This window comes from Kingella denitrificans ATCC 33394 (assembly GCF_000190695.1).
In the GTDB taxonomy this organism is placed as follows: Bacteria; Pseudomonadota; Gammaproteobacteria; order Burkholderiales; family Neisseriaceae; genus Kingella_A; species Kingella_A denitrificans.
Genome location: NZ_GL870929.1, coordinates 839409 through 864924 on the forward strand (window position 1 = coordinate 839409; position 25516 = coordinate 864924).

Here is a 25516-nt window from a genome sequence, read left to right on the forward strand (position 1 = left end):
CTTTCAAAACACCAAAATTCAGAAATAATATAACCAAAATCGCCCCATTTTCCCATCCGGCAACTTAACACTTTGTTTGCATTTTTTAACATTTCCATTATATTTTCTGATACCCGCCATCAAAAACACAAAACTCTAAAAATGGTTTCATTATTGATTGAAAATAATCTGTTTTTTACCCGACCAAACCCATCGCACGCAGCGTCATTACGGTATTTCCAAATATTTTCAGGCAATTTATCCGCGAAAATATCCGCCAAACCCGCATTTATTTTTACAAGCCCCTTGACCGTCCAAAATCATATCGCGTAAAGTAATGCAAATTTGCCGCCGATACAGGCTGCACCTATTCTTACAATAAACATAAGAAGCATTATCATGAACACCAACCAAAGCACCCCACACGGCGGCAAACCCGCCGATGTTTACTTTTTCGGCACCTGCCTTTTGGATTTGTTTATGCCAGAAGCAGGTATGGACGCCATCACGCTGTTGGAGCAGCAAGGCATTAAAGTGCATTTTCCGATGGAGCAAAGCTGCTGCGGGCAGCCTGCATTCTCATCGGGCCACCGCGAAGAAGCGTTCGACGTGGCCAAGGCACAGCTTGATTTGTTCCCCGAAAACTACCCCATCGTCGTGCCTTCCGGCTCTTGCGGCGGCATGATGAAGCACCATTGGCCCAAATTGTTCAAAGGCAGCGAATACGAACAGCGCGCCAACGAATTGGCCGGCCGCGTGGTCGAGCTGACCAATTTCTTGGTGGACATCGGCTACGAGCCCAAAGACGTGGGCGCGCCGGTGAAAGTGGCGGTGCATACTTCTTGTGCAGCGCGCCGCGAAATGGGCGTGCACATCACCGGCTGGAAGCTGATTGACAGCCTGCAAAACGTGGAACGCATCGTGCACGACCACGAAAGCGAATGCTGCGGCTTCGGCGGCACGTTCTCCGTGAAGCAGTCCGATATTTCCGGCGCGATGGTCACCGACAAAGTGGCTGCGCTGAAAGAAACGCAGGCCACGGAAATCGTGAGTGCGGATGCAGGCTGCATGATGAACATCGGCGGCAAAATCGCCAAAGACGAGCCGAACATGCCCAAACCCAAACACATTGCCACATTCTTGCTGGAACGCACGGGAGGTAAAGCATGAGCGCGCGCGACAATATTTTGGCCAAACTCCGCAAAGCCAACGCCTATCCGATGGCGGAACCGCAAACTTTCGATTACTACCAAGAAATGTCGCCCGAATGGGAAAGCGAAACCGCCCGCCTGCGCCATTGGGCGGCCACCATGCGCGCGGTGAAAACCGAGATTTTCTGGGTGCGCGAACACGATTGGGAGCAAAAACTGGTGGAAGTGGCGCAGCAAAAAGGCCTGCAAAACATGCTGCTTTCGCCGCAAACCGAACACGGCCGCCGCGCCCAAGCGGCCTTGCAGGCTGCTTCCGTGGAAACCCGCGCCTTCAACAAACCGATTGACGATTGGAAAGACGAATTCTTCGCCGACGTGCAGGCTGGTTTCACTTCGTCTGTTTGCGGCATCGCCCACACCGGCACGATTATGCTGGTTTCCTCCCCTGAAGAACCGCGCAGCCAAAGCCTGGTTCCCCCCGTACACATCTGCCTGTTCGATACACGCAAAATGTACGACACCTTTCATGCGGCACTGCATGGCGAAGCCTTAATCGATGCCATGCCCACCAATATCATTTTGGTGTCCGGCCCGTCAAAAACCGCCGATATCCAATTAACCCTTGCCTACGGCGCACACGGTCCGCGCGATATGGTCGTCTTGGCCATATTGCCCGAGAATATCGACCCCGCCGATTTGGAGAATGCCGCATGAGAACCGAACAAACCGTACACTTCCATCCGCGCCCCGAAACCTTCAAAGCCAACGCGCGCGAAGCCCTGGCCGACAAACCTTTGCGCAAAAGCCTGCGCACGGCTATGGACATGCTGATGACCAAGCGCAAAATCGTGCTGTCGGACGAACAAGAACTGCAAATGCTGCGCACCCTGTGCGAACACATCCGCCAACGTTCGCTGTCCAAACTACCCGATTTGCTGGAACAGCTGGAAAGCAACCTGACCCGTTTGGGTGTGAAAGTGCATTGGGCGGAAACGCCCGACGAAGCCTGCCGCATCATCCACGGCATCATCATGCACCATCAGGGCAAACTGATGGTGAAAGGCAAATCCATGGTGAGCGAAGAAATCGAGCTGAACCATTATCTGGCCGACCGCGGCATTAAAGCCGTGGAAAGCGACTTGGGCGAATACATCGTGCAGATGGCCGGCGAAAAACCGACCCACATCGTGATGCCCGCCATCCACAAAACCAAAGAGCAAGTGAGCGAACTGTTCCACAACAACATCGGCACGCCGCTGACTGACGACGTGGACCAACTCACCGGCTTCGCCCGCCAAGCCCTGCGCGACGTGTACCGCACCGCCGATGTCGGCTTGAGCGGCGTGAACTTTGCCGTGGCCGAAACCGGCACGCTGTGCTTGGTGGAAAATGAGGGCAACGGCCGCTTGTCCACCACCGTGCCGCCCGTGCACATCGCCATTACCGGTATTGAAAAAGTGGTGGCCAAACTGTCCGACATCCCGCCGCTGTACAGCCTGCTGCCGCGCAGCGCCATCGGCCAAAACATCACCACCTATTTCAACATGATTACCGGCCCACGCCGTTCCGACGAGCTGGACGGCCCGCAAGAAATGCACCTAGTGCTGCTGGACAACGGCCGCAGCCAGGCCTACGGCGAAGAACAAATGCGCCGCACCCTGCAATGCATCCGCTGCGGCGCGTGCATGAACCACTGCCCCGTGTACACCCGCATCGGCGGCGCGGCCTACGGCACTACTTATCCCGGCCCGATTGGCGAAATCCTGTCGCCGCACCTGCTCGGCTTGGAGCCCACCCGCGACCTGCCCACCGCCTGCACCATGTGCGGCGCGTGCGTGGAAGTCTGCCCCGTGAAAATCCCGATTACCGAGCAAATGCAGCGCCTGCGCGAAGAAGCCCAGCGCGCGCCCGACGAAGCCGTGCCCTACCCGATTAAAGGCCAAGGCGCGTCGCACACCTTGGGCGAGCAACTGGCTTGGCGCATGTTTGACGGCATCTTCGCCGGCAAAACCGCCTACCGCATGTTCGGCGCGCTGGCCACCAAATTCCGCGGCCTGACCCCGGGCAAACAGCTGACCTGGACCGACAACCACGTGCCGATGAAGCCCGCGCCCAAATCGCTGCACCAGCTGATGAAGGAAAAACAGCAGAAAAACGGCGGCTAAACCGAGTGCAGGCTGCTTTTCGGACATAGGAATAAGAAGGGCAGCCTGCAAAGCTGGAACGGTTTTGGTTTGGCAGAAGCCGAAGCTTCCGGCCGGCCTTTTTCAGGTAGCCCGAACGCCGCAAAGGCTCGCCGCACAAACCAAAGTGCAGGCTGCTTTTGCATCGTCCGAACCGATTGAAAAATCAGGAAAAACAGTTTTCAGGTGGCCCGAAACACACGGATTCGCGCAACCCCATCCCCTCTCCCATGGGAGAGGGTTAGGGAGAGGGCAGCAAACCTCAGGTTTGCCGTTTCAACATCGCCCGTTCCGCCAATCCTGAACAGAATCAGGCAACCGCGTTTTCAGGTAGCCCCAACCTTCGGCACGGCTTAACTTGCCTTTGCCCATGTGCAGGCTGCTTTTTCATCGTCTGAACCGATTGAAAAATCAGGAAAAATAATTTTCAGGTAGCCTGACTGACGACAAACCCAATCCGCCGCCTGTTTTCAGGCAAAACCCAAAAGCAGCCTGCACCCCGGGCTGCCCCTTTTTACCGACACACACGGAGACATCATGAGTATCGCCCTTTCCGTCTTTCCCATCTTATTGCTGATTGTTTTGATGATCGGCTTCAAAATGCGCGGCGACCGCAGCGCCATCTTGGCCGCGTTATCCGCTGTTTTGATTGCCATTTTTGCCGTGCCCAACGTGGGCGGCTTCACGCCCCCCACAGGATACGGCGTCGGATACGTCGGCTGGGCGTTTGCCGAAGGGGTGCTGAAAGCCATCTTCCCCATCCTGATTGTGATTCTGATGGCTTTGTTCAGCTACAACGTGCTGCTGGAAAGCAAGCAGATTGAAGTGATTAAACAACAATTTACCAACATTTCCAGCGACAAGCGCATTCAGGTGCTGCTGATTGTGTGGGGCTTCGGCGGCCTGCTGGAAGGCATGGCGGGCTTCGGCACGGCAGTGGCCATTCCGGCGGCTATCTTGATTGGTTTGGGCTTCAGCCCGCGCTTCTCCGCGCTCGTGTCGCTCATCGGCAACAGCGTGGCCACCGGTTTCGGCGCGGTCGGCATCCCCGTGATTACCTTGGCCAAAGAGGTATTCGGTTCGGCGCTAACGGCCGAGCAGACCCATGCCGTTGCCGGGGACGTGGTGATTCAGCTGGGCTTCTTGATGTTCTTGGTACCGTTCGTCATCCTGATGCTGACCGACACTTCTAAAAAATATATCGTGCCCAACATTATCCTGTCGGCCGTAGTGGGCGGCTTGTCGCTGGGTGTGCAGTTTGTAGCCGCTTATTTCATCGGCGCGGAAACGCCTGCCATCTTGGGCAGCATCGCCTGCATTATCTTCATCGTGCTGTATGCGAAAATGACCGAGAAAAAAGATACGCCTGCCGATAAAGCCATCAGCATGGGGCAAATGGCGAAAGCATGGGCGGTGTACGGTTTCATCCTGTTCTTCATCATCATGGCCAGCCCCTTGTCCGGTCCCGTCAGCGCGTTTTTGAAATCCACGCTGGTGAGCAAAATCCACCTGCCGATTTATGAGAAAGGCATATATTTCTCCTTCGGCTGGTTGTCTAACGCCGGCTTGATGCTGTTTTTGGGCGCGTTTATCGGCGGCTTGGTGCAAGGCGTATCCGCAGGCAAGCTGTTCCGGATTTTGGGGCAGACTTTGGTGAAAATGAAGGCTTCGGGCATCACCGTCATCTGCCTGGTGGCCATGAGCGCGATTATGAGCCACAGCGGCATGATTGCCGTGATTGCCAAAGGTTTGGTGGACGCCACCGGCACGTTCTATCCGCTGGTTGCACCGCTGGTGGGCGCCATCGGCACATTCGCTACCGGCAGCGACACTTCTTCCAACATCCTGTTCGGCAAACTGCAAGCCTCCGTGGCCGACCAGCTGGGCATGAATAAATCATGGCTCGCCGCCGCCAACACGGCCGGTGCGACCGGCGGCAAAATCATTTCGCCGCAAAGTATCGCCATCGCCACCGCCGCCTGCGAACAGCAAGGCCAAGAAGGCGCCTTCCTGCGCTCCGCCATGCCTTATGCGATTGCGTATGTGATTATTGCGGGCATTACGGTGTATTGCTTTACTGCATTAGCACTGTAATCCCATGGCATCAAAAGCAGCCTGCACCCCGAATTTCCGAAGTGCAGGCTGCTTTTTCGTATGAATAAACCATTTAATTATTTGAATTATAAAAATTAAATTTAAACAGGCAAACGTAGAAATACTACAGAAAAATCAAAATTTGATTGCAATTTTGCCCATGAAAAGGCAAAATAAATCCGCGAAATCCCACCACCATCCATTATCTTATCCAGGAGCAGAGCCATGTCCATCAAAAACGTTGTACAAATGATTGAAGACAACGATATCCGTTTTGTCGATTTGCGTTTCACCGACACCAAAGGCAAGCAACACCACTTCACCATTCCGGCGCGCATCGTACTGGAAGACCCCGAAGAATGGTTTGAAAACGGGCAGGCTTTTGACGGTTCTTCCATTGGCGGCTGGAAAGGCATTCAAGCATCCGATATGCAGCTGCGCCCCGACCCATCCACCGCATTTATCGACCCTTTTTATGACGATGCCACCCTCGTACTGACCTGCGACGTGATTGACCCTGCGGACGGCAAGGGCTACGACCGCGACCCGCGCTCCATCGCCAAACGCGCCGAAGCCTATCTGAAATCGTCCGGTATCGGCGATACGGCATTTTTCGGCCCAGAACCCGAATTTTTCGTGTTCGACGGCGTGGCGTTTGAAACCAGCGCGCACCAATCGCGCTTCAAAATCACTTCCGAAACCGGTGCTTGGTCGAGCGGCAAAGATTATGACGGCCAAAACACAGGCCACCGCGCCATGCTCAAAGGCGGTTATGCGCCCGTTGCGCCTGTGGATGCAGGGCAGGATTTGCGTTCCGCCATGGTGCGCCTGCTGGAAGACATCGGCATTCCCGTGGAAGTGCACCACAGCGAAGTCGGCACAGGTTCGCAAATGGAAATCGGCACAAAATTCGCCACTTTGGTGAAACGCGCGGACTGGACGCAGGATTTGAAATATGTGGTGTGGAACACAGCGCACAATTTCGGCAAAACCGCCACCTTCATGCCCAAACCCATCATGGGCGACAACGGCAGCGGCATGCACGTCCACCAATCCATCTGGAAAGACGGCAAAAACCTGTTTTCTGGCGACGGCTATGCCGGTTTGAGCGATATGGCGCTGTATTACATCGGCGGCATTATCAAACACGCCAAAGCCCTGAACGCGATTACCAATCCGTCCACCAACTCTTACAAACGCCTCGTGCCGCACTTTGAAGCACCGGTGAAACTGGCGTATTCCGCCAAAAACCGTTCTGCTTCCATCCGCATTCCGGCGGTGAACAGCCCGAAAGCCGTGCGCATTGAAGCGCGCTTCCCCGACCCGGCCGCCAATCCGTATTTGGCGTTTGCCGCGCTGCTGATGGCGGGCTTGGACGGCATTCAAAACAAAATCCACCCGGGCGACCCGGCCAGCAAAAACCTGTACGACCTGCCGCCTGAAGAAGACGCGCAAGTGCCGACCGTGTGCGCCTCTTTGGAAGAAGCATTGCAGGCATTGAAAGCCGACCACGAATTCTTAACGCGCGGTGGCGTGTTCAGCCAAGACTGGATTGACAGCTACATCGCGTTCAAAGAAGAAGACGTGCGCCGCATACAGATGGCGCCGCATCCGCTGGAATTTGAAATGTATTATTCGCTGTAACGAATATCGCGGATGAAAATAAAAGTGCAGGCTGCTTTTGGAAAGTTCTCAAAAGCAGCCTGCACTTTATTATTGGTGATAAGGATTTATTCTTCGTCGCCGTCGTTCAGCGCGTTGATGCTGTATCCGCCGTCCACATAAGTGATTTCGCCGGTAATGCCCGAAGCCAAATCCGACAGCAGGAACGCAGCCGCATTGCCCACTTCTTCAATGGTCACATTGCGGCGCAACGGATTTTGCGCGGCCACATGTGCCAACAGTTTGCCAAAATCGGCAATACCGGCGGCCGCCAAAGTTTTAATCGGGCCGGCCGAAATACCGTTGCAGCGGATGCCTTCTTTGCCCAAGCAAGACGCGGTGAAACGGATACCCGCTTCCAGGCTCGCCTTCGCCATGCCCATCACGTTGTAGTTCGGAATCGCACGCACCGCGCCCAAATAGCTCAATGCCAAAATCGACGCATTGCGGCCCTGCATCATCGGACGGGCGGCTTTAGCCAACGCAGGCAGGCTGTATGCCGAAATTTCATGCGCCGTATTGAACGCCTCGCGCGTAATGCTGTCCAAAAAGTCGCCGCTCAACGCTTCTTTCGGCGCAAACGCAATGGAATGCACCAAGCCGTCCAAGCCATCCCAATGTTTGCCCAATTCGGCAAACGCGCCTGCGATTTCTTCATCGCTCTGCACATCGCAATGGAACACCAAATCCGAACCCAAACCGTTGGCCAGCTTGCGCACGCGCTCTTCCAGCTTGTCCACGGCGAACGTGAACGCCAATTCCGCGCCCTGTTCATGACACGCCTTGGCAATGCCGTATGCAATCGAACGGTCGGAAATCATGCCCGTAATCAAAATCTTCTTGCCTTGTAAAAAAGCCATATCGTATTCCTTTACTTCTGTCGTTATTGTGCCGTAAAAACCTGCCATTATATCCGTATTTTACCCATCGGGCATAGAGCTTGCGCAACAAAAAGGCAGCCTGCACCCCAAGCCCCCGAAGCGCCCTGCCCCGCGCAATGATTTTTAATGCCCGAAGTGTGGTTTTATGTTAAAGTTCGACTTGTTTTGTTAGGGTTTGCCCGCCCGTACCGCCAAAGGAAAACGGCACAGGTTCGGCGGCAATCCCGATACGATTTTTCCAAAGCAGCCTGCACTCCCTTGCTTCAGGCTGCCCGAAAGCATGGCCTGCCCCCACCAAAGCAGCCTGCACCCCATTCCATTAACCTCAAATCCAAAAGGTAACACCCATATGGCACAAAACGTAATCGTCATCGGCTCGCAGTGGGGCGATGAAGGCAAAGGCAAAATCGTGGACTGGCTGGCCGAACAGGCCACCGGCGTGGTGCGTTTTCAAGGCGGCCACAATGCGGGGCACACGCTGGTGGTGAACGGCAAAAAAACCGTCCTGCGCCTGATTCCCAGCGGCATCCTGCACGAAAAACTGGACTGCTTCATCGGTTCAGGCGTGGTGGTTTCCCCCGAAGCCCTGCTCGGCGAAATTGACGAACTGATGGCGGCAGGCGTGCCGAACGTGGAACAACGGCTGCACATTGCCGCCACCGCACCGCTGATTCTGCCGTACCACATTGCCCTCGACCAAGCGCGCGAAGCTTCCAAAGGCGACAAAAAAATCGGCACGACCGGCCGCGGCATCGGCCCTGCGTATGAAGACAAAGTGGCGCGCCGAGCCGTGCGCGCAGGCGATTTGCTGAATATGGACGCGGTGGCGGACAAAGTGCGCGCCAATTTGGAGCTGTATAACGTGCAGTTGCAGCACCTGCACAACGCCGAACCCGTATCATTCGACGACGTGATGGCCAGAATCAACGGTTTCCGCGCACGCATGTTGCCGATGATTGCCGATGTGCCGCGCACCTTGTACGACAAAAACCAAAAAGGCGAACGCCTGCTGTTTGAAGGCGCGCAAGGCACGCTGCTGGACATCGACTACGGCACTTATCCCTTCGTTACCTCGTCCAACTGCATTGCCGGCGCGGCATCGGCAGGCGCGGGTGTGCCGCCGCAAATGCTGCAATATGTGCTGGGCATTGTGAAGGCCTACACCACGCGCGTAGGCAGCGGCCCTTTCCCGACCGAACTGTTTGACGACATCGGCGCAGGCCTGGCGCAACGCGGCAACGAATTCGGTTCCGTGACCGGCCGTCCGCGCCGCTGCGGCTGGTTTGATGCGGCCGCGCTGAAACGCTCGATTCAAATCAACGGCATCACCGGCATGTGCATTACCAAGCTGGACGTGATGGACGGCATAGACGAAGTGAAAATCTGCACGGGCTACACCCTGCCCGACGGCAGCACCACCGACATCCTGCCGTTCGGCTCGGACGCGGTGGCCGCCTGCACGCCGGTTTATGAAACGCTGCCCGGCTGGAAAGAATCCACTTTCGGCGTGAAATCTTATGACGCGCTGCCCGAAAACGCGAAAAAATACCTGAAACGCATCGAAGAAGTGTGCGGTGCGCCGATTGCCATCGTGTCCACCGGTCCGGACCGCGAAGAGACGATTTTAGTACAGCATCCGTTTGCTTAATCAAATCGAAAAAGCAGCCTGCACCTGGGAAACAAGGTGCAGGCTGCTTTCTTTGTATTGACGCCGCGCCCAAACCACTGCCGTGCTATAATTTTCCGCGCATTTCGCACAATCCAAACAAGGAATCCATGATGAAAAAACTGCTCCCCGCCCTGCTGCTCTGCCTGCCCCTCGTCACCATTGCCGAGCCGGTGCGCCAAATCAACAACCAAAGAGACATGTGCCAAGCCATACTGCAAGGCAGCGCGTTCAACCTTTATCTGGAAAAAACCTGCGGCTTCAAGGGCGGGGTTTCCCGCAAACTCGCCCAAATCGGCGCACGCCAATGTGCGGACATCTTCACTGACAGAGAGGCCCTTGCCCTGTCGGAAGAAGCCATACATGAAGGCACGATGCGCTTTGAAGGCTTCGACAAAAGCCGATTCTGCTCTGCCAACCGCCAGGGCTACAACGACGCCGGCAGACTGGCGGACGATTTTCTCAAACGCAACCCATAAACCGACAGCCGCCAAAAGCAGCCTGCACCCCGTTCCCCAAAGTGCAGGCTGCTTTTTATAGTGGATTAAAATTGCAATGATACGGCGTTGGCTCGCCTTAACGTACTACTTGTACGCCTTGCGGCTCGCCGCCTTGTCTCATTTTTATTTTAATCCACTATATGCCACACAATCTTTACCAAACCTTTACCCAGCTTGACAAAACATTGCCGCGGCAAGACAATTTTCCGTGGATTCATCTCCATCTTCCACAAGGAACACCATGAACCACACCCTCTCATTACTGCTCGCCTGCCTGCTCTGCACCAGCCTGTGCGCCTGGGTTTTGCAGCGGCTCACTCCCGCCCCCGCGAAACCCGACGCACGCAGCCGCCAGTTGGACGGCTTGCGCGGCGTTTTGGCGTGCCTGGTGGTCACCCACCATTTTTACTACAATTTCTCATGGCGCGAAGGCGGCATGTGGGGCGCAAAAAGCATTCCCATCATCAATTTGGGCGCCATTTCCGTTTCCCTGTTTTTCCTGATGAGCGCGTACCTGCACATACTGAAAGTCTGCCGCTCGCCCGACATCTGCTGGCGCGAATTTTACATTTCCCGCATCAAACGCATTTATCCGCTGTACATTGCCGTTTTCCTGCTCGTGGTCTGGATAACGCTTTCCTTCAAACCGCTCAATGCCGACAACTGGCGCGACTTCCTGCGCTTCACAATGGAATGGCTGCTGTTCCAAAACACCAGCTTCCAAGGCTTCCAATCCCACCTCGTCATCGCGGGCGTGCAATGGACGCTGGTGTATGAATGGGCGGTTTATGCCGTCCTGCCGATTATCCACATGATTTACCATCGGAAAATCAACTTCCAATGGGCGGCATGGGCAGCCTTCGCACTTGGCTGCTGGATTATCGGCTTCCATTCGCAACTGCGCTATTACTGGCTTTTCCTGCTCGGCATGCCCGCCGTCTGGTTAGCCAAACCCGTCAAAGCCCTGCTGCAAAAGCAGCCTGCACTCGCCCACCTCATCATGATACCGCTCACCGTGTACCTGTTTGCCGCCACCAAAGCCTATTCATGGGAACAACGGCTTTGGCTCGCCCTCTGGTTCACCATTTTGGCGCACGGCTACAGCTTCGGCGGCCTGTTGAACCTGCGCGGCCTCACCAAACTGGGCGACTTGAGTTACGCCGTCTACCTGATACACGGCATGGTGATTTTCATGTGGTTCGGCGTGTGGAAAATGTTCCCCTTCGGGCACGGCAATTTCGCCGCCTACCTGCTGCACCTGCCGCTGATATTCGCCGCCGCCGTGCTGCTGTCGTGGCTGGGCAACCGCTTTATCGAAATGCCGTTTGCGCGCAAACACTGAACGCAAACGCCGCCCGCGCAAAAGCAGCCTGCACCTCCAATCGCCAAAGTGCAGGCTGCTTTTGTAAAAACAGGTTTATAAAACCCCGCAAATGCGCTATATTTAGCCCGTTTGCGCTTGTGTTTCCAACAGCGCCGCATTCACTCTCCCACAGCCGCAAGCCAAAACGGCCTGTATATTCCAAACCATTCAATTTAAAGAAAAGATTATGTCTAAATTCCTAATCCTCCCCGTTACGCGCCATGTCAATGCTGCCGCCGTCGCCCAATCCGTTGCCCAAGCCCTGCCGCAGGCTGCCGTGTTCAACCCCGTGCAGGACGCATGCGCCGTGGAACAACTGCTGGCTGCCGGCAAAGGCGACGACTGGCTGGACGACTTAATCGGTAAAACCGCCGCCCTGAACGCGCAAAACCTGGTCATCCAAGGCATCACGCCCGATGCCGACCACCTGCTGCTGTCCGGCAAAAACACCGATTTGGCCACTTCCTTCAACACGCAAATCATCTTTGCCGTGACCGGCGACAATTCCGCCGAAGTCGCCAAACGCGTGGAGCTGGCCAAACAAGCATTTGCCGGTAAAACGGTGACTTTCGCCGGCGTGATTTGCGACAATCCGAAAGTGGCCGAATTGACACAGCTGCCTTATTTGGGTTCTGCCGCACAAGTATCGGGCTTGAACCCCGCCGCCGGCGAAACCGACCGCGTGTCGCCCGCCCAATTCCGCTTCAATATGATGCAAAAAGCGCGCGAAGCCAACAAACGTATCGTGCTGCCCGAAGGTTCAGAACCGCGCACCGTGCGCGCCGCCGCCATCTGCCATGAAAAAGGCATTGCGCGCTGCGTGCTTTTGGCCAACCCTGCTGCCGTGCACGCCGTGGCCGAATCGCTGAACATCACATTGCCCGACAGCTTGGAAATCATCGACCCGGAAACCATTGCCGAGCAATATGTCGCGCCGATGTGCGAACTGCGCAAATCCAAAGGCATGACCGAAGAACAAGCCCGCGAGCAACTGAAAGACACAGTGGTGCTGGGCACGATGATGATGGCGCAAAACGATGTGGACGGCTTGGTTTCCGGCGCGGTACACACCACGGCCAACACCATCCGCCCTGCTTTGCAGCTCATCAAAACCGCACCGAACGCCAGCATTGTTTCCAGCGTGTTCTTCATGCTGCTGGAAGGCCAAACCGTGGTGTATGGCGATTGCGCCGTGAACCCGAACCCGACTGCCGAACAACTGGCGGAAATCGCCATCCAGTCGGCCGACAGCGCCAAAGCCTTCGGCATCGAGCCGCGCGTGGCGATGATTTCTTATTCCACCATCAATTCGGGCAGCGGCCCCGATGTGGATTTGGTGATTGAGGCGACCAAGCTGGTGAAAGAAAAACGCCCCGATTTGCCCGTGGACGGCCCGCTGCAATACGATGCCGCCGTGGTGCCGAGCGTGGCGAAATCCAAAGCGCCGAACAGCCCCGTGGCTGGCAAAGCCACCGTGTTTATCTTCCCGAACCTGACCACCGGCAACTGCACCTACAAAGCCGTACAGCGCAATGCCAACGTATTGAGCGTGGGCCCGATGCTGCAAGGTTTGCGCAAACCGGTGAACGACCTGTCGCGCGGCGCGCTGGTGGAAGACATTGTCTATACCGTCGCCCTGACGGCCATTCAGGCGCAACAGCAAGCGGCATAAGCTGAAGAGCGCACAACCAAAAGCAGCCTGCACTTTGAAATGGAAAGTGCAGGCTGCTTTTTCATGCAAAAAACATAGGCGCACGCCGCCATCCGAAAGCCGACGCTGCGGCAAAAGCAGCCTGCACCCTGCGGCGGCTTTACGTTATAATTTGCGCTTTTCCGCTTTGCGTGCAGGCTGCTTTTCATGCGTTTAACCCAAATCAAACTGACCGGATTCAAATCGTTTACCGACCCGACCACCATTCATGTGCCCGGGCAGCTGGTGGCCGTTATCGGGCCGAACGGCTGCGGCAAATCGAACGTGATTGACGCGGTGCGCTGGGTGCTGGGCGAGGCTTCGGCCAAGCAGCTTCGCGGCGAATCCATGCAGGACGTGATTTTCAACGGTGCCGCCACACGCCGCCCCGCGCCGCGCGCTTCGGTGGAACTGGTGTTCGACAACAGCGACCACAGCCTTCAAGGCGCATGGGGGCAATATGCGGAAGTTTCCATCAAACGCCAGCTCACGCGGCAGGGCGAATCCAGCTATTTCATCAACAACCAACCCGTGCGCCGCCGCGACATTACCGATTTGTTTCTGGGCACGGGCGTGGGCGCGCGCGGTTATGCCGTCATCGAACAAGGCATGATTTCGCGCATTATCGAAGCGCGGCCGGAAGAGTTGCGCGCCTATATCGAAGAAGCCGCCGGCGTGTCCAAATACAAAGAACGCCGCCGCGAAACGGAATCGCGCCTAAAAGACACGCGCGAACACCTGCAACGCCTGTCCGACTGGCAGGGTGAATTGTCGCGCCAAGTAGGAAAATTGGAAAAACAGGCCGTTACCGCCGAAAAATACCGCGAATTGCAAGCCGAACTGGCGCACAGCCAGCAACTGGCGGACTATCTGCAATGGCAGGAAGCGCTGGCGGAAGCGGATTTGCGGACACAACAGCACGAAGAAGCGCAAATGCAGGCGGAAGCGGTACAGCAGCAAATCCACACGCTGAACGAGCATTTGCAAACCCTGCGCCAGTCCGAACACGAACAGCAGCAACAGCAGCACGCGCTGAATCAGGAATATGCGCTGCTGCGCGAACAAATGGCGCGCGTGGAAGAACAGTTGCGCGCACGGCAGGCACAACAGCAACGTATGCAGCGCGACCGTGTGCAGGCGCAAGCGCAGGTGCAGAAAATCATGCAGGAGCAGCAGCAGCTGGACGATGAAATCGCCGTGCTAGACGAAGAAGTGCAGGCGCAACAGGCGGAGCTGGCGGAATGGGCCATGACGGTGGCGGAGCGCGAAATGCAGTTGCCCGAAGAAGAGCAACGCTGGCAGCAAATGCAGGCTGCACATCAAAACCAGCAGGAAGAATACAACCGCATCCAACGCGAACACGCACTGAAACAGCAGCAATATCAGCAAAAGCAAGATGCATTGCGGCAACACGAAGCGCGCCTGGCGCAACTGCGCGAACAACTGGAACAACTGCCGCTGCCCGACCAAGAAGCATGGCAAACGGAGGAGCAGGAAGCGGAAATATTGCAGCAGCAATACGATGAAAGCGAAGCGGCTTTGGGCGGCTTGGAAGAACAAGTGGCCGACACACAGCGGCAAGTGCAGGCTGCCGAACAGCAATACCGCGCCACCAACCAACATTATCTGACCTTGCAAGCGCAACACGACACGCTGGCGGATTTGCTGCGGCAGCACAATGCACAGGACGTGTGGGCGGACACACCATTTGCCGACACGCCGGTGCTGTGGCAGAACGTGCAGGCGCCCGAAGAATGGCAGCATGCTTTGAGCGTGGTGCTGGCACAACGCCTGCATGCGCGCGCGTTGCCGAACGATGCCTCCGCCGACCCCGCCGCATTGCCGGTGCAGGCTGCTTCTTGGATTGACACGCCCATTGCCGTCAGCCGGAAAATGCAGCCTGCACAAGCCCTCATCCACCAAATCCGCAGCAGCGACACCTTCCAAGCCGCGCTGCATTATTGGCTGGACGGCGTGTTGTGCGCACCCGATTTGGCCTATGCGCTGGCGCACCGCAACCAGTTGCAGGGGCAGCAAGTTTGGCTCACACCCGAAGGGCATTGCGTGGACAAAGTCGGCGCGGTGCTGTTTGACGCGCACCAGTCGCAGCAATGGATTCAGCAGCAAAGCCGTTTGGACGCGCTGGCAGAGCAACTTGACTTGGCGCGGCCGCAGGCGGAACAATGCGACCAAGAAGTGCAGGCTGCCCGCGAAGCACAGCAAAATTTAACGCAGCAATACCACGCCGCGCAGGCACAGCACCGCCAATACGCGCAACGCCTGCAAGCACTGCACCACCGGCTGCACGAATACCTGTCCCAGTCCAACCAGCGGCAGTTGCGCGTGGAGCAAATCGAACGAGAATGCGCGCGCATCGAACAAGACATCCGCCAATGGACGGCGCAATGCAGCGGTTTGGCGGATGACATTGCCGCATTGGAAGAAAGCAGCGCCGCCCTGCAACAGCAAACGGCGCAAGGCGCAGACGCGCAACAGGCGCAGCAGCAGGCGGTAAAGCAGGCGCAGCTTGCCCTTTTGGAAGCCAACCGGCAATATGGCATGGTGGAACTGGCGCACCACAAGCAGCAGCAGCGTTTGACGCATTTGCAGCAGCAGCGTGCCGAATGCGCCGAGCAGTTGGCCGAATGGCAGGAACGGCAGACCGAGCTGGCATTGCTGGACGAAAACGATGTGGGCTTGGACGAATTGCAGCGCGAACAATGGGAAACTTGGAACGACAATGCAGGCAGCCTGCAAGAGCAGCTTGCCGTCGGCCAGCAGCACTTGGCGGAGATTCAGGCGCAGGGGCAGGAAGGTTACGCGCAGCAGCAGGCCTTGTCCGCACGGCTGCCCGAATTGCAGGCGGCGGCGCAGCAGTTGTTGCTGCAACAGCAGGAGGCTTTGCTGAACGCACGGCGTTTCCACGACAGTTTGCAGGCTGCTTCGGCAGACGAGGCGGCTTTGGCGCAGGAAGCGCGGCAGCGCAATGATTTGGACGCTTTGCAGCAGGCCATCCGCCAAACGCAGCAGGCCGTGAGCAGCTTGGGCGCAGTAAACCTGGCGGCATTGCAGGAATTGGAACAGGCCAAAGAGCACGACGATTATTACCGCCGTCAAAGCGAAGACGTGCAGGCTGCCATCGATTTGCTGGAAGAAGCCATCGCCCAAATCGACCATGAAACCAAAACCCGTTTCCAAGCCACGTTCGACGCGGTGAACGACAAAGTGAAAACCTTTTTCCCGACCCTGTTCGGCGGCGGCGAAGCAGGCCTGCACCTGACCGACGACGATTTATTAAGCGCGGGCGTGTCCATCATGGCGCAGCCGCCCGGCAAGCGCAACAGCAGCATCCACCTGCTTTCCGGCGGCGAAAAAGCCCTGACGGCCATGAGTTTGGTGTTTGCCCTGTTCAGCCTGAACCCCGCGCCCTTCTGCCTGCTGGACGAAGTGGACGCGCCGCTGGACGATGCCAACACTTCGCGTTTTTGCAAACTGGTCAAGCAGATGTCGGCACAAACCCAGTTTTTATACATTTCCCACAACCGCCTGACCATGGAAATGGCGGAGCAGCTCATCGGCGTGACCATGCAGGAAAAAGGCGTGTCGCGCATTGTCGCCGTCGATATCCAGCAGGCGTTGCAAATGGCAGAGCAAGTGCAGGCTGCCTGACCCTTTAACCCACTTTCAGAAAGAAGGCCGATATGGTTTACCAAATCAAACGTCCCGACGGCAAAACCGACCCCCAGCCGCAAACCGAAGAGCAATGGGCGCAAAGCACCCTGCGCGAAGTGCTTTTTGCCGCCTACCGCGAACAAAAACGCGCCCGATTGTGGCGCAACATCTGGCGCTTCGTCGCCCTGCTGGTGTTTATCGCCTTCATTGCGGGATTGCGCGACAGCGGCACGCAGGAATCCGAGCAGGCGGCATTTTCCGCCGCGGCCGCCCGAGGGCCGCACACCGCCGTGATTGATTTGAACGGCACGATTGGCGGCGACAACCGCATTAGCCAAGTGGACATGCTGCGCCAAGGCATGGAGGCGGCCTACCGCAATAAAAACGTGCGCGCCATCATCATCCACGCCAACAGCCCCGGCGGCTCGCCCGTTGTGTCCAACACCGCGTTTTCCGAAATCCGCCGCATCAAGGCGGAACACGCGAATATCCCCGTGTATGTCGTCGCCAAAGACATGTGCGCATCCGGCTGCTACTACATTGCCGCCGCCGCCGACAAAATCTTTGCCGACCCGTCCAGCCTGGTGGGCAGCATCGGCGTCATCGGCAGCAGCTTTGATGCGACCGGCCTGATTGAAAAACTGGGCATCCGCCGCCGCGTGCGCATTGCGGGCGACAACAAGGGCATGGGCGACCCGTTTGTTCCCGAAACGCCGGAACAGCAGGCCATTTGGCAGAACATGCTCAACCAGATTCACGGCGAGTTTATCAAAGCCGTGCGCGAAGGCCGCGGCAAGCGGCTGATGGAAAAAGAATTTCCCGATATGTTCAGCGGCCGCATCTTTACCGGCATCGATGCGAAAAAAGCCGGCCTAATCGACGATTTCGGCAATGTGTATTCCGTGGCGCGCGACGTGGTGAAAGCGCCGAACCTGGTGAACTACACGCCGGAGAAAAACGATTTGGCCAGCCTGCTCAACCGCCATTTGAACAACCAAATGGAAGAAACGGTAGATCATTGGCTGCAACGGATTTGGTAAACGGCACAAAAAGCAGCCTGCACTTTGGGAAACGGAGTGCAGGCTGCTTTTATAATAAGTATTGGGTCGGGAATCCGCCGTTCTTCGTTGGGATACCGCCCTTGTATTGCGCCGCGCGGTTTGCCTGCTTCGGAACGCACAGCACGACAGGAATGGCGCAGCGGCATGAAAAAGCAGCCTGCACTTTAAAAAACACAGTGCAGGCTGCTTTTCACGTTGGATAAACCAAAGCGTATAGGATCGTTACATTTATCGGCACAAGGCCATCCGCTCGATTACGCTGTTTTTTCATCCACTTTATAGCCCTTCAGCGCGAAGAACACGATGTAGGCATAGCAAATGGCGGAAACGAAGTATGCCGGCAGCAGACCGATGGTATCGGCAAATGCGCCCTGCGCCACAGGAATCAGCGCACCGCCCACGATGGCCGAACAGATAATGCCCGATGCCTGGCTGGTGTATTTGCCCAAACCGTTCGTGCCCAAAGAGAAAATGGTGGGGAACATGATGGAGTTGAACAAACCGATGGCCAGCAGCGACCACATGGCCACTTTTCCGCCGGACACAATCGCCAGCACAATCAAGGCCACCACAACAGAAGCGTTAAATGCCAGCAGTCGGTTGGCTTTGATTTTGTTCATGATGAAAGTGCCTGCAAAACGGCCCACCATCATGCCGCCCCAGTATAAGGCCAGATAATTGGCGCCTTTTTCATGGTTGAGGCCGGCCACTTTTTCCAACACGTTCACCATCATCGAACCGATGGCCACTTCGCCGCCCACATAGCAGAAAATGCCCACGGCGGCCAGCACCATATGTTTGTATTGCCACACGCTGTTTTTGCCGTCGCGGTTGTGTTCGGTTTCCGCTTGGGCGATTTGGCGCGCGTCAGGCAGCTTAATCATGGCCACGGTAATGGCCAGCAGAATCATGAAGCCCGCCAGTCCCAAATACGGCATCTGCACCGATGAAATACGTTCGGCCAGCGATGCGTTGGCATCCACAAAAATCATTGCGGCACCCAAAGGCGGCGCAATGGTGGTGGCCAACGAGTTAAACGCCTGAATTCGCGTGAGCGTGGCGGATTCTTTGCCAGGTTTAGCCAGCAGGGTGACATACGGATTGCCCGCCACTTGCAGCAGCACGATGCCGGTGGCCAGAATGAAGAGTGCGCCCAAGAAGATGGGATAAGACGCGCTGCTCGCCGCCGGATAAAACAGGATGCAGCCGAAGGCGGCAATCAGGAAACCGCCAATCACGCCGCCTTTATAGCCGATTTTTTCCACCAGCTTGCCGGCGGGAATCGACATCAGCGCATACGCGGTGAAGAAGCAGAACTGCACCAGCATGGCCTGCGTATAGCTCAGGTTGAAAATGCCTTTCAGGTGGGGAATCAAAATATCGTTCATGCAGGTGATGAAGCCCATCATGAAGAACAGCGAGGTTAATACGCCCAATGCCAGATTGTTATTGGGTGCAGTGCTTGGGTTTTGAGCGGACATACGAGACCTTTCAAAAGAGGGTGGAACATGGGTGTTGCGTGAAAAATGACCATCTTGCGATGATGTTCAGCGGCAACGGATAAAAAGAGGCGGATTGTACTGTATTCCTGCGGGTTTGCCTATGCGTGGCGCAAGAGTGGCACAATGGGCAATAAAACGGGTGCAGGCTGCTTTTTCGGAGGAGGCAAAAGCAGCCTGCACATCATGCCGCAGCTTCTTGCAACGCCTGCCGCAAAGCGTCTGCCACAAAGCGCTGCTCTTCATCGCTCAAACTAAAATACATCGGCAGGCTTACGGCTTGCGCGTAATAGCGTTCGGCATTCGGGAAATCGCCCTTGGCAAAACCGAAGCGCTTGCGGTAATACGGCTGTGTGTGCACGGGGATATAATGCACGTTCACGCCGATGCCGTTGGCGCGCAAGGCATTGAAAATACGGTTGCGGTGTTGCGCCGGCACCAACACCGGATACAGGTGCAGCGCGGAACGGTTATCGGGATGGCGGAACGGCAGGCCGACGGGCAAATCCGCCAATAATGCGTCATATTGCGCCGCCAGCACATGACGGCGCGCCACAAATTCGTTCAGCCGCTGCAACTGGCTCAAACCCAAAGCAGCCTGCATTTCGGTCATGCGGTAATTGAAGCCCAAATCGATTTGCTGGTAATACCACGCGCCGTCGCTTCCGCCTTCCATTTCGTCCGCATTGCGCGTGATGCCGTGCGACCGCAGCAGCGCGATTTTGTACGCCAAATCCGCGCGGTTGGTCAGGCACATGCCACCCTCGCCGGTGGTGATGATTTTCACGGGGTGGAAACTGAACACGGTGATGTCGCTGTATTGCCCGCCGCCCACCGCACCGCCGCGATAACGTGCGCCCACCGCGTGCGATGCATCTTCAATCACGGCCACGCCGTATTCGTCCGCCAGCCACTTAATCGCCACCATGTCGCACGGCTCGCCGCACAAATGCACCGCCACCAGCACTTTGGGCAGCCGTCCTGCGGCTTTGGCGCGCGCCAGTTTTTCCGCCAATGCGTCCGGCGACAAATTCCACGTTTGCGGGTCGATATCGACAAAATCCACGTCCGCGCCGCAATACAGCGCACAGTTGGCCGAAGCGACAAACGTGGTCGGCGTGGTCCACAGCAGGTCGCCCGGCCCCAAGCCCAACGCCAAACACGCCAAATGCAGCGCGGCAGTGGCATTGCACACGGCAACGGCATGTTGCGCGCCGCAATAATCCGCCAGCGCCTGCTCGAACGCGGGCACGCGGCTGCCTTGCGTTAAAAAATCGGATTGCAGCACCGATACGACGGCTTGAATATCGGCTTCGGAAATGGTTTGTTTACCGTAGGGAATGGTCATGGCTGGCTTTCGGAATGGATGGGGTAGCAACGGGTGCAGGCTGCTTTCGGACGGCGGCCGAACCCGAATCGGCAAATAAACGCATTTTAACGCAAATCGAACGACGTGTCGGTCGGCAAATGGCGGCCATATTTTAAAGTGCAGGCTGCTTTTTCCTTCTTCAAAAGCAGCCTGCACTTTTCTGCACACAGTGTTTATGCACCTTCCGGCACTGGATACGTCCCTTTTACCAAAATATCGCGGGTTACTTCCTCAATATTGCGGCAGCCGGTGAACGCCATGCTCAAATCCATTTCCTTATACAAAATTTCCAGCGCACGGCGCACGCCGTCTTCGCCATACGCGCCCAATCCGTACAGGAACGCACGCCCAATCATCACGCCGCGCGCGCCCAAAGCCCACGCCCGCAGGATATCCTGCCCCGTGGTAATGCCGCCGTCCAGCCACACTTCAATTTGCGAACCGGCAGCCTGCACCACGTCGGGCAGCGCACGGATGCTGGAAGGCGCGCCGTCCAACTGCCGTCCGCCGTGGTTGGACACGACAATCGCATCCGCGCCGTGCTGCACCGCTTTTTCCGCGTCTTCCGCCGTCATAATGCCTTTGATAATCAGCTTGCCGCCCCACAAATCCTTAATCCGCGCCACATCGTCCCAGCTCAGGCGCGGGTCGAACTGCTCCGCCGTCCACGAAAACAGGGACGAATTGTCCTGCACGTTTTTCGCGTGCCCCATGATATTGCGGAACGTGCGCCGCTCCGTGTGCAGCATGTGCCAGCACCATTCGGGTTTGCACAATAAGTTCAGCAGATTCAACAAGGTGGGTTTCGGCGGTGCGGACAGGCCGTTTTTAATGTCTTTGTGCCGCTGCCCCAAAATCTGCAAATCCGCCGTCAGCACCAAAGCCGAACATTTGGCCTCTTTGGCGCGGGTAATCAGGTTCTGCATAAATTCGCGGTCGCGCATCACATACAGCTGAAACCAGAACGGGGCGGTCGTATTTTCCGCCACATCTTCAATCGAACAAATCGACATGGTGGACAAGGTGAACGGCACGCCGAATTTTTCCGCCGCCTTCGCCGCCAAAATCTCGCCGTCGGCACGCTGCATGCCTGTCAACCCTGTCGGCGCCAACGCCACCGGCATGGTCACGTCCTGCCCCACCATTTTCGTGGCCAGGCTGCGGCCTTCCATATCCACCAACACCTTTTGACGAAATTTGATTTCGTTAAAATCGCGGCTGTTGGCACGGTATGTGCTTTCTGTCCAAGAGCCGGAATCGGCATAATCGTAGAACATTTTAGGCACTTTGAATTTTGCGACGCGGCGTAAATCTTCAATACACGTCATTTTGTCCAATCCGAAATTCATGGTCTTTCCTTTCTATGGTTCAATCGATACGGATGCCTGCATGGAAGGCAAAAGCGCAGGCTGCTTTGACAGCATAATTTTTTGAGAATGATTCTATTTTGCGCCTATTTACGCCAATATGCAATAAAAGCAGCCTGCACATCGTTAAAGCAATGAATTTTATGTTAAACTATAACGAACTGAAACGATTTTATCCGGATGCCCAGCGCCGCCCTATCCGAATTCCAAAATAACCGTTGAATCAAGGCTATATCACATGCGATCGAACAAACATAATGCCGCCCTCCCGCCCGACTATATCCCCTATCAGCTACGCACGCGCATCACACAAATCGACCCGAAATTAGACGTGTTTTGGCAGCAGCACCTGCATGAGATTTTTACCAGAATCACGCCGCAAGAGCGCAAAAACATTGCCGAACAGCTGCTGACGCCGAACAATATCTTCTGGAACAGCGACAAAAAAGTCTTCGAATACCGCGACAGCCTCAACCTGTCCTTTTCGCAAATTTGCGCCAACATTCCGGCAAAATTCAAAAATTTCAAATCCATGGCCAAAAAAGTTCAGGCCAGCCTGGAAGATTTGGACATTGAACGCGACGCATTGAAAATTGCGGATTACCTGGAACAAACGCTGCACACCATCGCCGAATTCAACACCGAAGACGATTTGGAACTGCAAATCCAGAAACAACGCTTCCGCCGCGCGTTTATTTATGTGGCCGGCGACATTATCCGCCACAAACGCGAGCTGATTCTGCCCGACAATGTGCGCAAATTGTCCAGCGACGAGGTGAAAGTCTTCATTAACGAAGTATTCTTGAAACACCAGGTGTTGGGCTATTGGTTCAAAACCATGCGCCAACGCCAACTCAAAGAATTCCGCCAGCCTTTGATACGCGAATATTTGGCAAGCGTGCAAAAATCGCTGCAACTGGAAGTGGTGCCCGCTTCCGGCTATATTTTCATCATCGCCCCGATGGCCGAATATTCCGCTGATTTGTTCACCATCCGCCGCTTCCTGCTGGAAGATTTGCTGTTTGACCGCACGCTGCTGCTCAACGGCATTGCCCTGCCCACCGCCAATTTGGATAACCCCACACCCGCTTTTGAAGACGCATTCAAACGCCAAATCCAATGCATCGTGACTTTGGAAGGCATGGTGCGCCCCACGGTCATGGATTTCGTGGAAAAACTGAACGATTACCACGAAGACCATTTGCTGCCATTGCTGTTCGGGCCGTTCATTTTGAAAGAAAGCCTGGAAAACGAAATTGCCAACCGCCTGAAAAAATACGAGCAGCGTTTGTGCTACGGCATTTTGGAACCGCTGGCACAAACCATGCGCCGCCTGCCCAACAGCCCGGAAGAGTTTGATTACCTGTATATTTCCATGCGCCAACTGATGGGCAATATCGTATCGACGTTCCAAGACTTCCAAACCCAGCCGGCCATTGCCAACAGCCCCGCTTCCGCCAAACGGCAGGCCGCCATTTTGTTTGCTCGGTTGGTGGCCTATACGGCATTGCTGGAAAAACGGCGCAGCGACATCTTTGCCAAAATGGATGATTACGAGTGGAAAGAAAACCACAAAAAAACCTATACTTGGATTAACTACGCCCGTTCGGTTGCCAAAAAATACATTAAAGATTATGTGCAGCGGTACGATGCGGTAGTTAAGCAAGAAGCCTTGGTCAAAAAACCGGAAAATTTCTTCGATAAAATATTTAAAAACAAGAAAAAACAGATCGATGCTTTGAACGAAAAGAAAAAAGCCCTGCGCAAAATCCAATATGCCGCGCACATGAAGCTGCTGTACCTGCCGGATGAAATTAAAGCGCAAACCGTGAATATGGAGTTCGACACGCAGATGGTGGGCGACGGCACTATGCGCACTTATGCGTTCCCGAGCGGCGACAACGGCATTTCCGCATTGCCCAGCACGTTTTCGCTGCCTGAAAACCGCCTGCAGTTCGATTTGCGCGCTTTTGCCCGCCAATTCGGCATCTCGCCCGATGGAAAATCATCCGGCAGGGATGACGATTAGGACGACGACGAATAAATCCGTTATGCCACCGTTCAGCCGTTAAATTGAAGTGCAGGCTGCTTTTGCACAGATAAAAAAGCAGCCTGCACTTTGTTGTCCACCCCAATCCCGCAAGATTTCCCATGCCCCGTTTCCATACCGATAAAACACTGGAACACGCCGAACGCATCATGCTGGTATCCGCCCATTTCGCCAACAGCCACACCGGCAGCAGCGAAACCCGCGAGCGTGCCTTTCAAGCAGCCTGCACCGAAGCGGCCGAACTGGTGCGTGCCACCGGCGGCGAATTAGTCTGCCAACATACTGTCAAGCGCGACAAAGCCCATCCCGCGCTTTTGGTCGGCACGGGCAAAGCCGAAGAATTGGCGCAACTGGTTCGGCAGAACGATATCGAACTGGTGGTGTTCAATCACGAATTGTCCCCCACCCAGGAACGCAACCTGGAACGCGCCCTACAATGCCGCGTGCTTGACCGCGTCGGCCTGATTTTGGCGATTTTCGCCCAGCGCGCCCAATCGCAGGAAGGCAGGCTGCAAGTGGAACTGGCACAACTGACCCACCTGGCCGGACGGCTGGTGCGCGGATACGGACACCTGCAAAGTCAAAAAGGCGGCATCGGACTGAAAGGCCCTGGCGAAACCCAGCTCGAAACCGACCGCCGCCTGATTCAAACCAAAATTACCGCTCTGCGCCGACAACTGGCGCAAGTGAAAAAACAGCGCGAAACACGCCGCAAAGCACGCCAGTCCGGCCGCATGAAAACCTTTGCCATCGTGGGCTACACCAACGCCGGCAAATCCACGTTGTTCAACCGCCTCACCAAAGCCGACGTATTGGCCAAAGACCAGCTTTTCGCCACGCTCGACACCACCGCGCGCAAACTTTATCTCGCGCCCGAACACAGCATCATCCTGACCGATACCGTCGGCTTCGTGCAGAACCTGCCGCACAAACTGGTGGCCGCCTTCTCCGCCACGCTGGAAGAAACCGCGTTGGCAGACGTGTTGCTCCACGTGGTCGATGCGGCCGACCCCGAACACGAACGCAAAATCGAAGACGTGAACAATGTGCTGGCCGAAATCCATGCCGACCACCTGCCGCAAATCCTGCTGTACAACAAAATCGACCTGCTGCCCGAAGCCGAACAAAATGCAGGCTGCCTGCGCAACCACAACGGCCAAATCACCGCCGTGCGCCTCTCCGCCACCCAAGCGCAGGGGCTGGATGATTTGCGCCAAGCATTGTTGGAAACATTGACCGCATGACACGGAAACATAAAAAGCAGCCTGCACCTTAATTTTTCAAAGTGCAGGCTGCTTTTTGGCAACCGATAATTGACTGGAATAGATA

General features: G+C 55.9%; 18 protein-coding genes. 13 read left to right on the plus strand and 5 right to left on the minus strand.

Annotated elements, in window-relative coordinates; all coding sequences use genetic code 11:
- Positions 1 to 378 precede the first annotated feature (378 nt).
- From HMPREF9098_RS04210 to glnA, 5 genes are all read left to right on the plus strand, one after another.
- Positions 379 to 1149, plus strand: a complete 771-nt coding sequence (locus tag HMPREF9098_RS04210) for a (Fe-S)-binding protein (protein WP_003782326.1) — start codon at positions 379 to 381, stop codon at positions 1147 to 1149.
- Entirely contained in the window at positions 1146 to 1844 is a 699-nt protein-coding gene (locus HMPREF9098_RS04215; RefSeq protein WP_003782328.1) for a LutC/YkgG family protein, read from the plus strand. Before HMPREF9098_RS04210 ends, HMPREF9098_RS04215 begins: the two co-directional genes overlap by 4 nt.
- Positions 1841 to 3295, plus strand: a complete 1455-nt coding sequence (locus tag HMPREF9098_RS04220) for a LutB/LldF family L-lactate oxidation iron-sulfur protein (protein WP_003782329.1) — start codon at positions 1841 to 1843, stop codon at positions 3293 to 3295. Before HMPREF9098_RS04215 ends, HMPREF9098_RS04220 begins: the two co-directional genes overlap by 4 nt.
- Before the next feature lie 555 nt (positions 3296 to 3850).
- Positions 3851 to 5407 (plus strand): L-lactate permease, encoded by a 1557-nt coding sequence (locus tag HMPREF9098_RS04225; protein ID WP_003782331.1) that lies wholly within the window; start codon positions 3851 to 3853, stop codon positions 5405 to 5407.
- 225 nt (positions 5408 to 5632) lie between these two features.
- Positions 5633 to 7051: a type I glutamate--ammonia ligase gene (gene glnA, locus HMPREF9098_RS04230; protein WP_003782332.1), complete on the plus strand. Its 1419-nt coding sequence runs from the start codon at positions 5633 to 5635 to the stop codon at positions 7049 to 7051.
- 86 nt (positions 7052 to 7137) lie between these two features.
- Here glnA and fabI read toward each other — a convergent pair whose 3' ends face one another.
- Positions 7138 to 7929 (minus strand): enoyl-ACP reductase FabI, encoded by a 792-nt coding sequence (gene fabI / locus HMPREF9098_RS04235; RefSeq protein WP_040564253.1) that lies wholly within the window; start codon positions 7927 to 7929, stop codon positions 7138 to 7140.
- A gap of 370 nt (positions 7930 to 8299) precedes the next feature.
- On the opposite strand from fabI, the gene HMPREF9098_RS04240 reads away from it, so the two are divergent.
- The 6 genes from HMPREF9098_RS04240 to HMPREF9098_RS04265 all read left to right on the plus strand — a co-directional run bounded on the left by HMPREF9098_RS04240 (position 8300) and on the right by HMPREF9098_RS04265 (position 17881).
- On the plus strand, positions 8300 to 9598 hold the full coding sequence (locus tag HMPREF9098_RS04240; protein ID WP_003782335.1) for an adenylosuccinate synthase: 1299 nt from the start codon (positions 8300 to 8302) through the stop codon (positions 9596 to 9598).
- A 128-nt stretch (positions 9599 to 9726) separates the two neighbouring features.
- Positions 9727 to 10095, plus strand: coding sequence for a hypothetical protein (locus HMPREF9098_RS04245; protein ID WP_218915114.1), 369 nt, complete (start codon positions 9727 to 9729; stop codon positions 10093 to 10095).
- A 262-nt stretch (positions 10096 to 10357) separates the two neighbouring features.
- The gene (locus HMPREF9098_RS04250) at positions 10358 to 11458 is read left to right on the plus strand and encodes an acyltransferase family protein (RefSeq protein WP_040564255.1); all 1101 of its coding nucleotides are present in this window, start codon (positions 10358 to 10360) and stop codon (positions 11456 to 11458) included.
- Positions 11459 to 11666: 208 nt separating this feature from the next.
- A complete protein-coding gene (gene pta / locus HMPREF9098_RS04255; protein ID WP_003782338.1) occupies positions 11667 to 13151 on the plus strand; it encodes a phosphate acetyltransferase in 1485 nt (494 codons plus the stop codon).
- 186 nt (positions 13152 to 13337) lie between these two features.
- Positions 13338 to 16838, plus strand: a complete 3501-nt coding sequence (gene smc / locus HMPREF9098_RS04260; protein ID WP_003782341.1) for a chromosome segregation protein SMC — start codon at positions 13338 to 13340, stop codon at positions 16836 to 16838.
- Between the two features lie 32 nt (positions 16839 to 16870).
- Entirely contained in the window at positions 16871 to 17881 is a 1011-nt protein-coding gene (locus tag HMPREF9098_RS04265) for a S49 family peptidase (RefSeq protein ID WP_003782342.1), read from the plus strand.
- Here HMPREF9098_RS04265 and HMPREF9098_RS11680 read toward each other — a convergent pair.
- From HMPREF9098_RS11680 to HMPREF9098_RS04280, 4 genes are all read right to left on the minus strand, one after another.
- The gene (locus HMPREF9098_RS11680; RefSeq protein WP_147285395.1) at positions 17857 to 18048 is read right to left on the minus strand and encodes a hypothetical protein; all 192 of its coding nucleotides are present in this window, start codon (positions 18046 to 18048) and stop codon (positions 17857 to 17859) included. The two genes, HMPREF9098_RS04265 and HMPREF9098_RS11680, sit on opposite strands and share 25 nt — an antisense overlap.
- A gap of 108 nt (positions 18049 to 18156) precedes the next feature.
- Positions 18157 to 19383 (minus strand): sugar MFS transporter, encoded by a 1227-nt coding sequence (locus HMPREF9098_RS04270; protein WP_003782345.1) that lies wholly within the window; start codon positions 19381 to 19383, stop codon positions 18157 to 18159.
- A gap of 202 nt (positions 19384 to 19585) precedes the next feature.
- A complete protein-coding gene (pseC, locus tag HMPREF9098_RS04275) occupies positions 19586 to 20749 on the minus strand; it encodes a UDP-4-amino-4,6-dideoxy-N-acetyl-beta-L-altrosamine transaminase (RefSeq protein WP_040564256.1) in 1164 nt (387 codons plus the stop codon).
- A gap of 194 nt (positions 20750 to 20943) precedes the next feature.
- Entirely contained in the window at positions 20944 to 22119 is a 1176-nt protein-coding gene (locus HMPREF9098_RS04280) for an alpha-hydroxy acid oxidase (protein WP_003782347.1), read from the minus strand.
- Between the two features lie 256 nt (positions 22120 to 22375).
- Between HMPREF9098_RS04280 and HMPREF9098_RS04285 the strand changes: the two genes are divergently transcribed.
- Both HMPREF9098_RS04285 and hflX read left to right on the plus strand, forming a co-directional pair.
- Entirely contained in the window at positions 22376 to 24166 is a 1791-nt protein-coding gene (locus HMPREF9098_RS04285; RefSeq protein ID WP_003782349.1) for a hypothetical protein, read from the plus strand.
- A gap of 122 nt (positions 24167 to 24288) precedes the next feature.
- Positions 24289 to 25431 carry a GTPase HflX gene (gene hflX, locus HMPREF9098_RS04290; protein ID WP_003782350.1) on the plus strand — a complete coding sequence of 381 codons (1143 nt, stop codon included), beginning with the start codon at positions 24289 to 24291 and terminating at the stop codon, positions 25429 to 25431.
- Positions 25432 to 25516 lie beyond the last annotated feature (85 nt).

Coding starts and splice junctions, on each gene's coding strand:
- fabI (WP_040564253.1), bottom strand. CDS start 7,929: ATGGCTTTTTTACAAGGCAAGAAGATTTTGATTACGGGCATGATTTCC.
- HMPREF9098_RS04285 (WP_003782349.1), top strand. CDS start 22,376: ATGCGATCGAACAAACATAATGCCGCCCTCCCGCCCGACTATATCCCC.
- HMPREF9098_RS04240 (WP_003782335.1), top strand. CDS start 8,300: ATGGCACAAAACGTAATCGTCATCGGCTCGCAGTGGGGCGATGAAGGC.
- pta (WP_003782338.1), top strand. CDS start 11,667: ATGTCTAAATTCCTAATCCTCCCCGTTACGCGCCATGTCAATGCTGCC.
- HMPREF9098_RS04210 (WP_003782326.1), top strand. CDS start 379: ATGAACACCAACCAAAGCACCCCACACGGCGGCAAACCCGCCGATGTT.
- HMPREF9098_RS11680 (WP_147285395.1), bottom strand. CDS start 18,048: ATGCCGCTGCGCCATTCCTGTCGTGCTGTGCGTTCCGAAGCAGGCAAA.
- HMPREF9098_RS04265 (WP_003782342.1), top strand. CDS start 16,871: ATGGTTTACCAAATCAAACGTCCCGACGGCAAAACCGACCCCCAGCCG.
- pseC (WP_040564256.1), bottom strand. CDS start 20,749: ATGACCATTCCCTACGGTAAACAAACCATTTCCGAAGCCGATATTCAA.
- glnA (WP_003782332.1), top strand. CDS start 5,633: ATGTCCATCAAAAACGTTGTACAAATGATTGAAGACAACGATATCCGT.
- HMPREF9098_RS04245 (WP_218915114.1), top strand. CDS start 9,727: ATGATGAAAAAACTGCTCCCCGCCCTGCTGCTCTGCCTGCCCCTCGTC.
- smc (WP_003782341.1), top strand. CDS start 13,338: ATGCGTTTAACCCAAATCAAACTGACCGGATTCAAATCGTTTACCGAC.
- HMPREF9098_RS04280 (WP_003782347.1), bottom strand. CDS start 22,119: ATGAATTTCGGATTGGACAAAATGACGTGTATTGAAGATTTACGCCGC.
- HMPREF9098_RS04270 (WP_003782345.1), bottom strand. CDS start 19,383: ATGTCCGCTCAAAACCCAAGCACTGCACCCAATAACAATCTGGCATTG.
- HMPREF9098_RS04215 (WP_003782328.1), top strand. CDS start 1,146: ATGAGCGCGCGCGACAATATTTTGGCCAAACTCCGCAAAGCCAACGCC.
- hflX (WP_003782350.1), top strand. CDS start 24,289: ATGCCCCGTTTCCATACCGATAAAACACTGGAACACGCCGAACGCATC.
- HMPREF9098_RS04225 (WP_003782331.1), top strand. CDS start 3,851: ATGAGTATCGCCCTTTCCGTCTTTCCCATCTTATTGCTGATTGTTTTG.
- HMPREF9098_RS04220 (WP_003782329.1), top strand. CDS start 1,841: ATGAGAACCGAACAAACCGTACACTTCCATCCGCGCCCCGAAACCTTC.
- HMPREF9098_RS04250 (WP_040564255.1), top strand. CDS start 10,358: ATGAACCACACCCTCTCATTACTGCTCGCCTGCCTGCTCTGCACCAGC.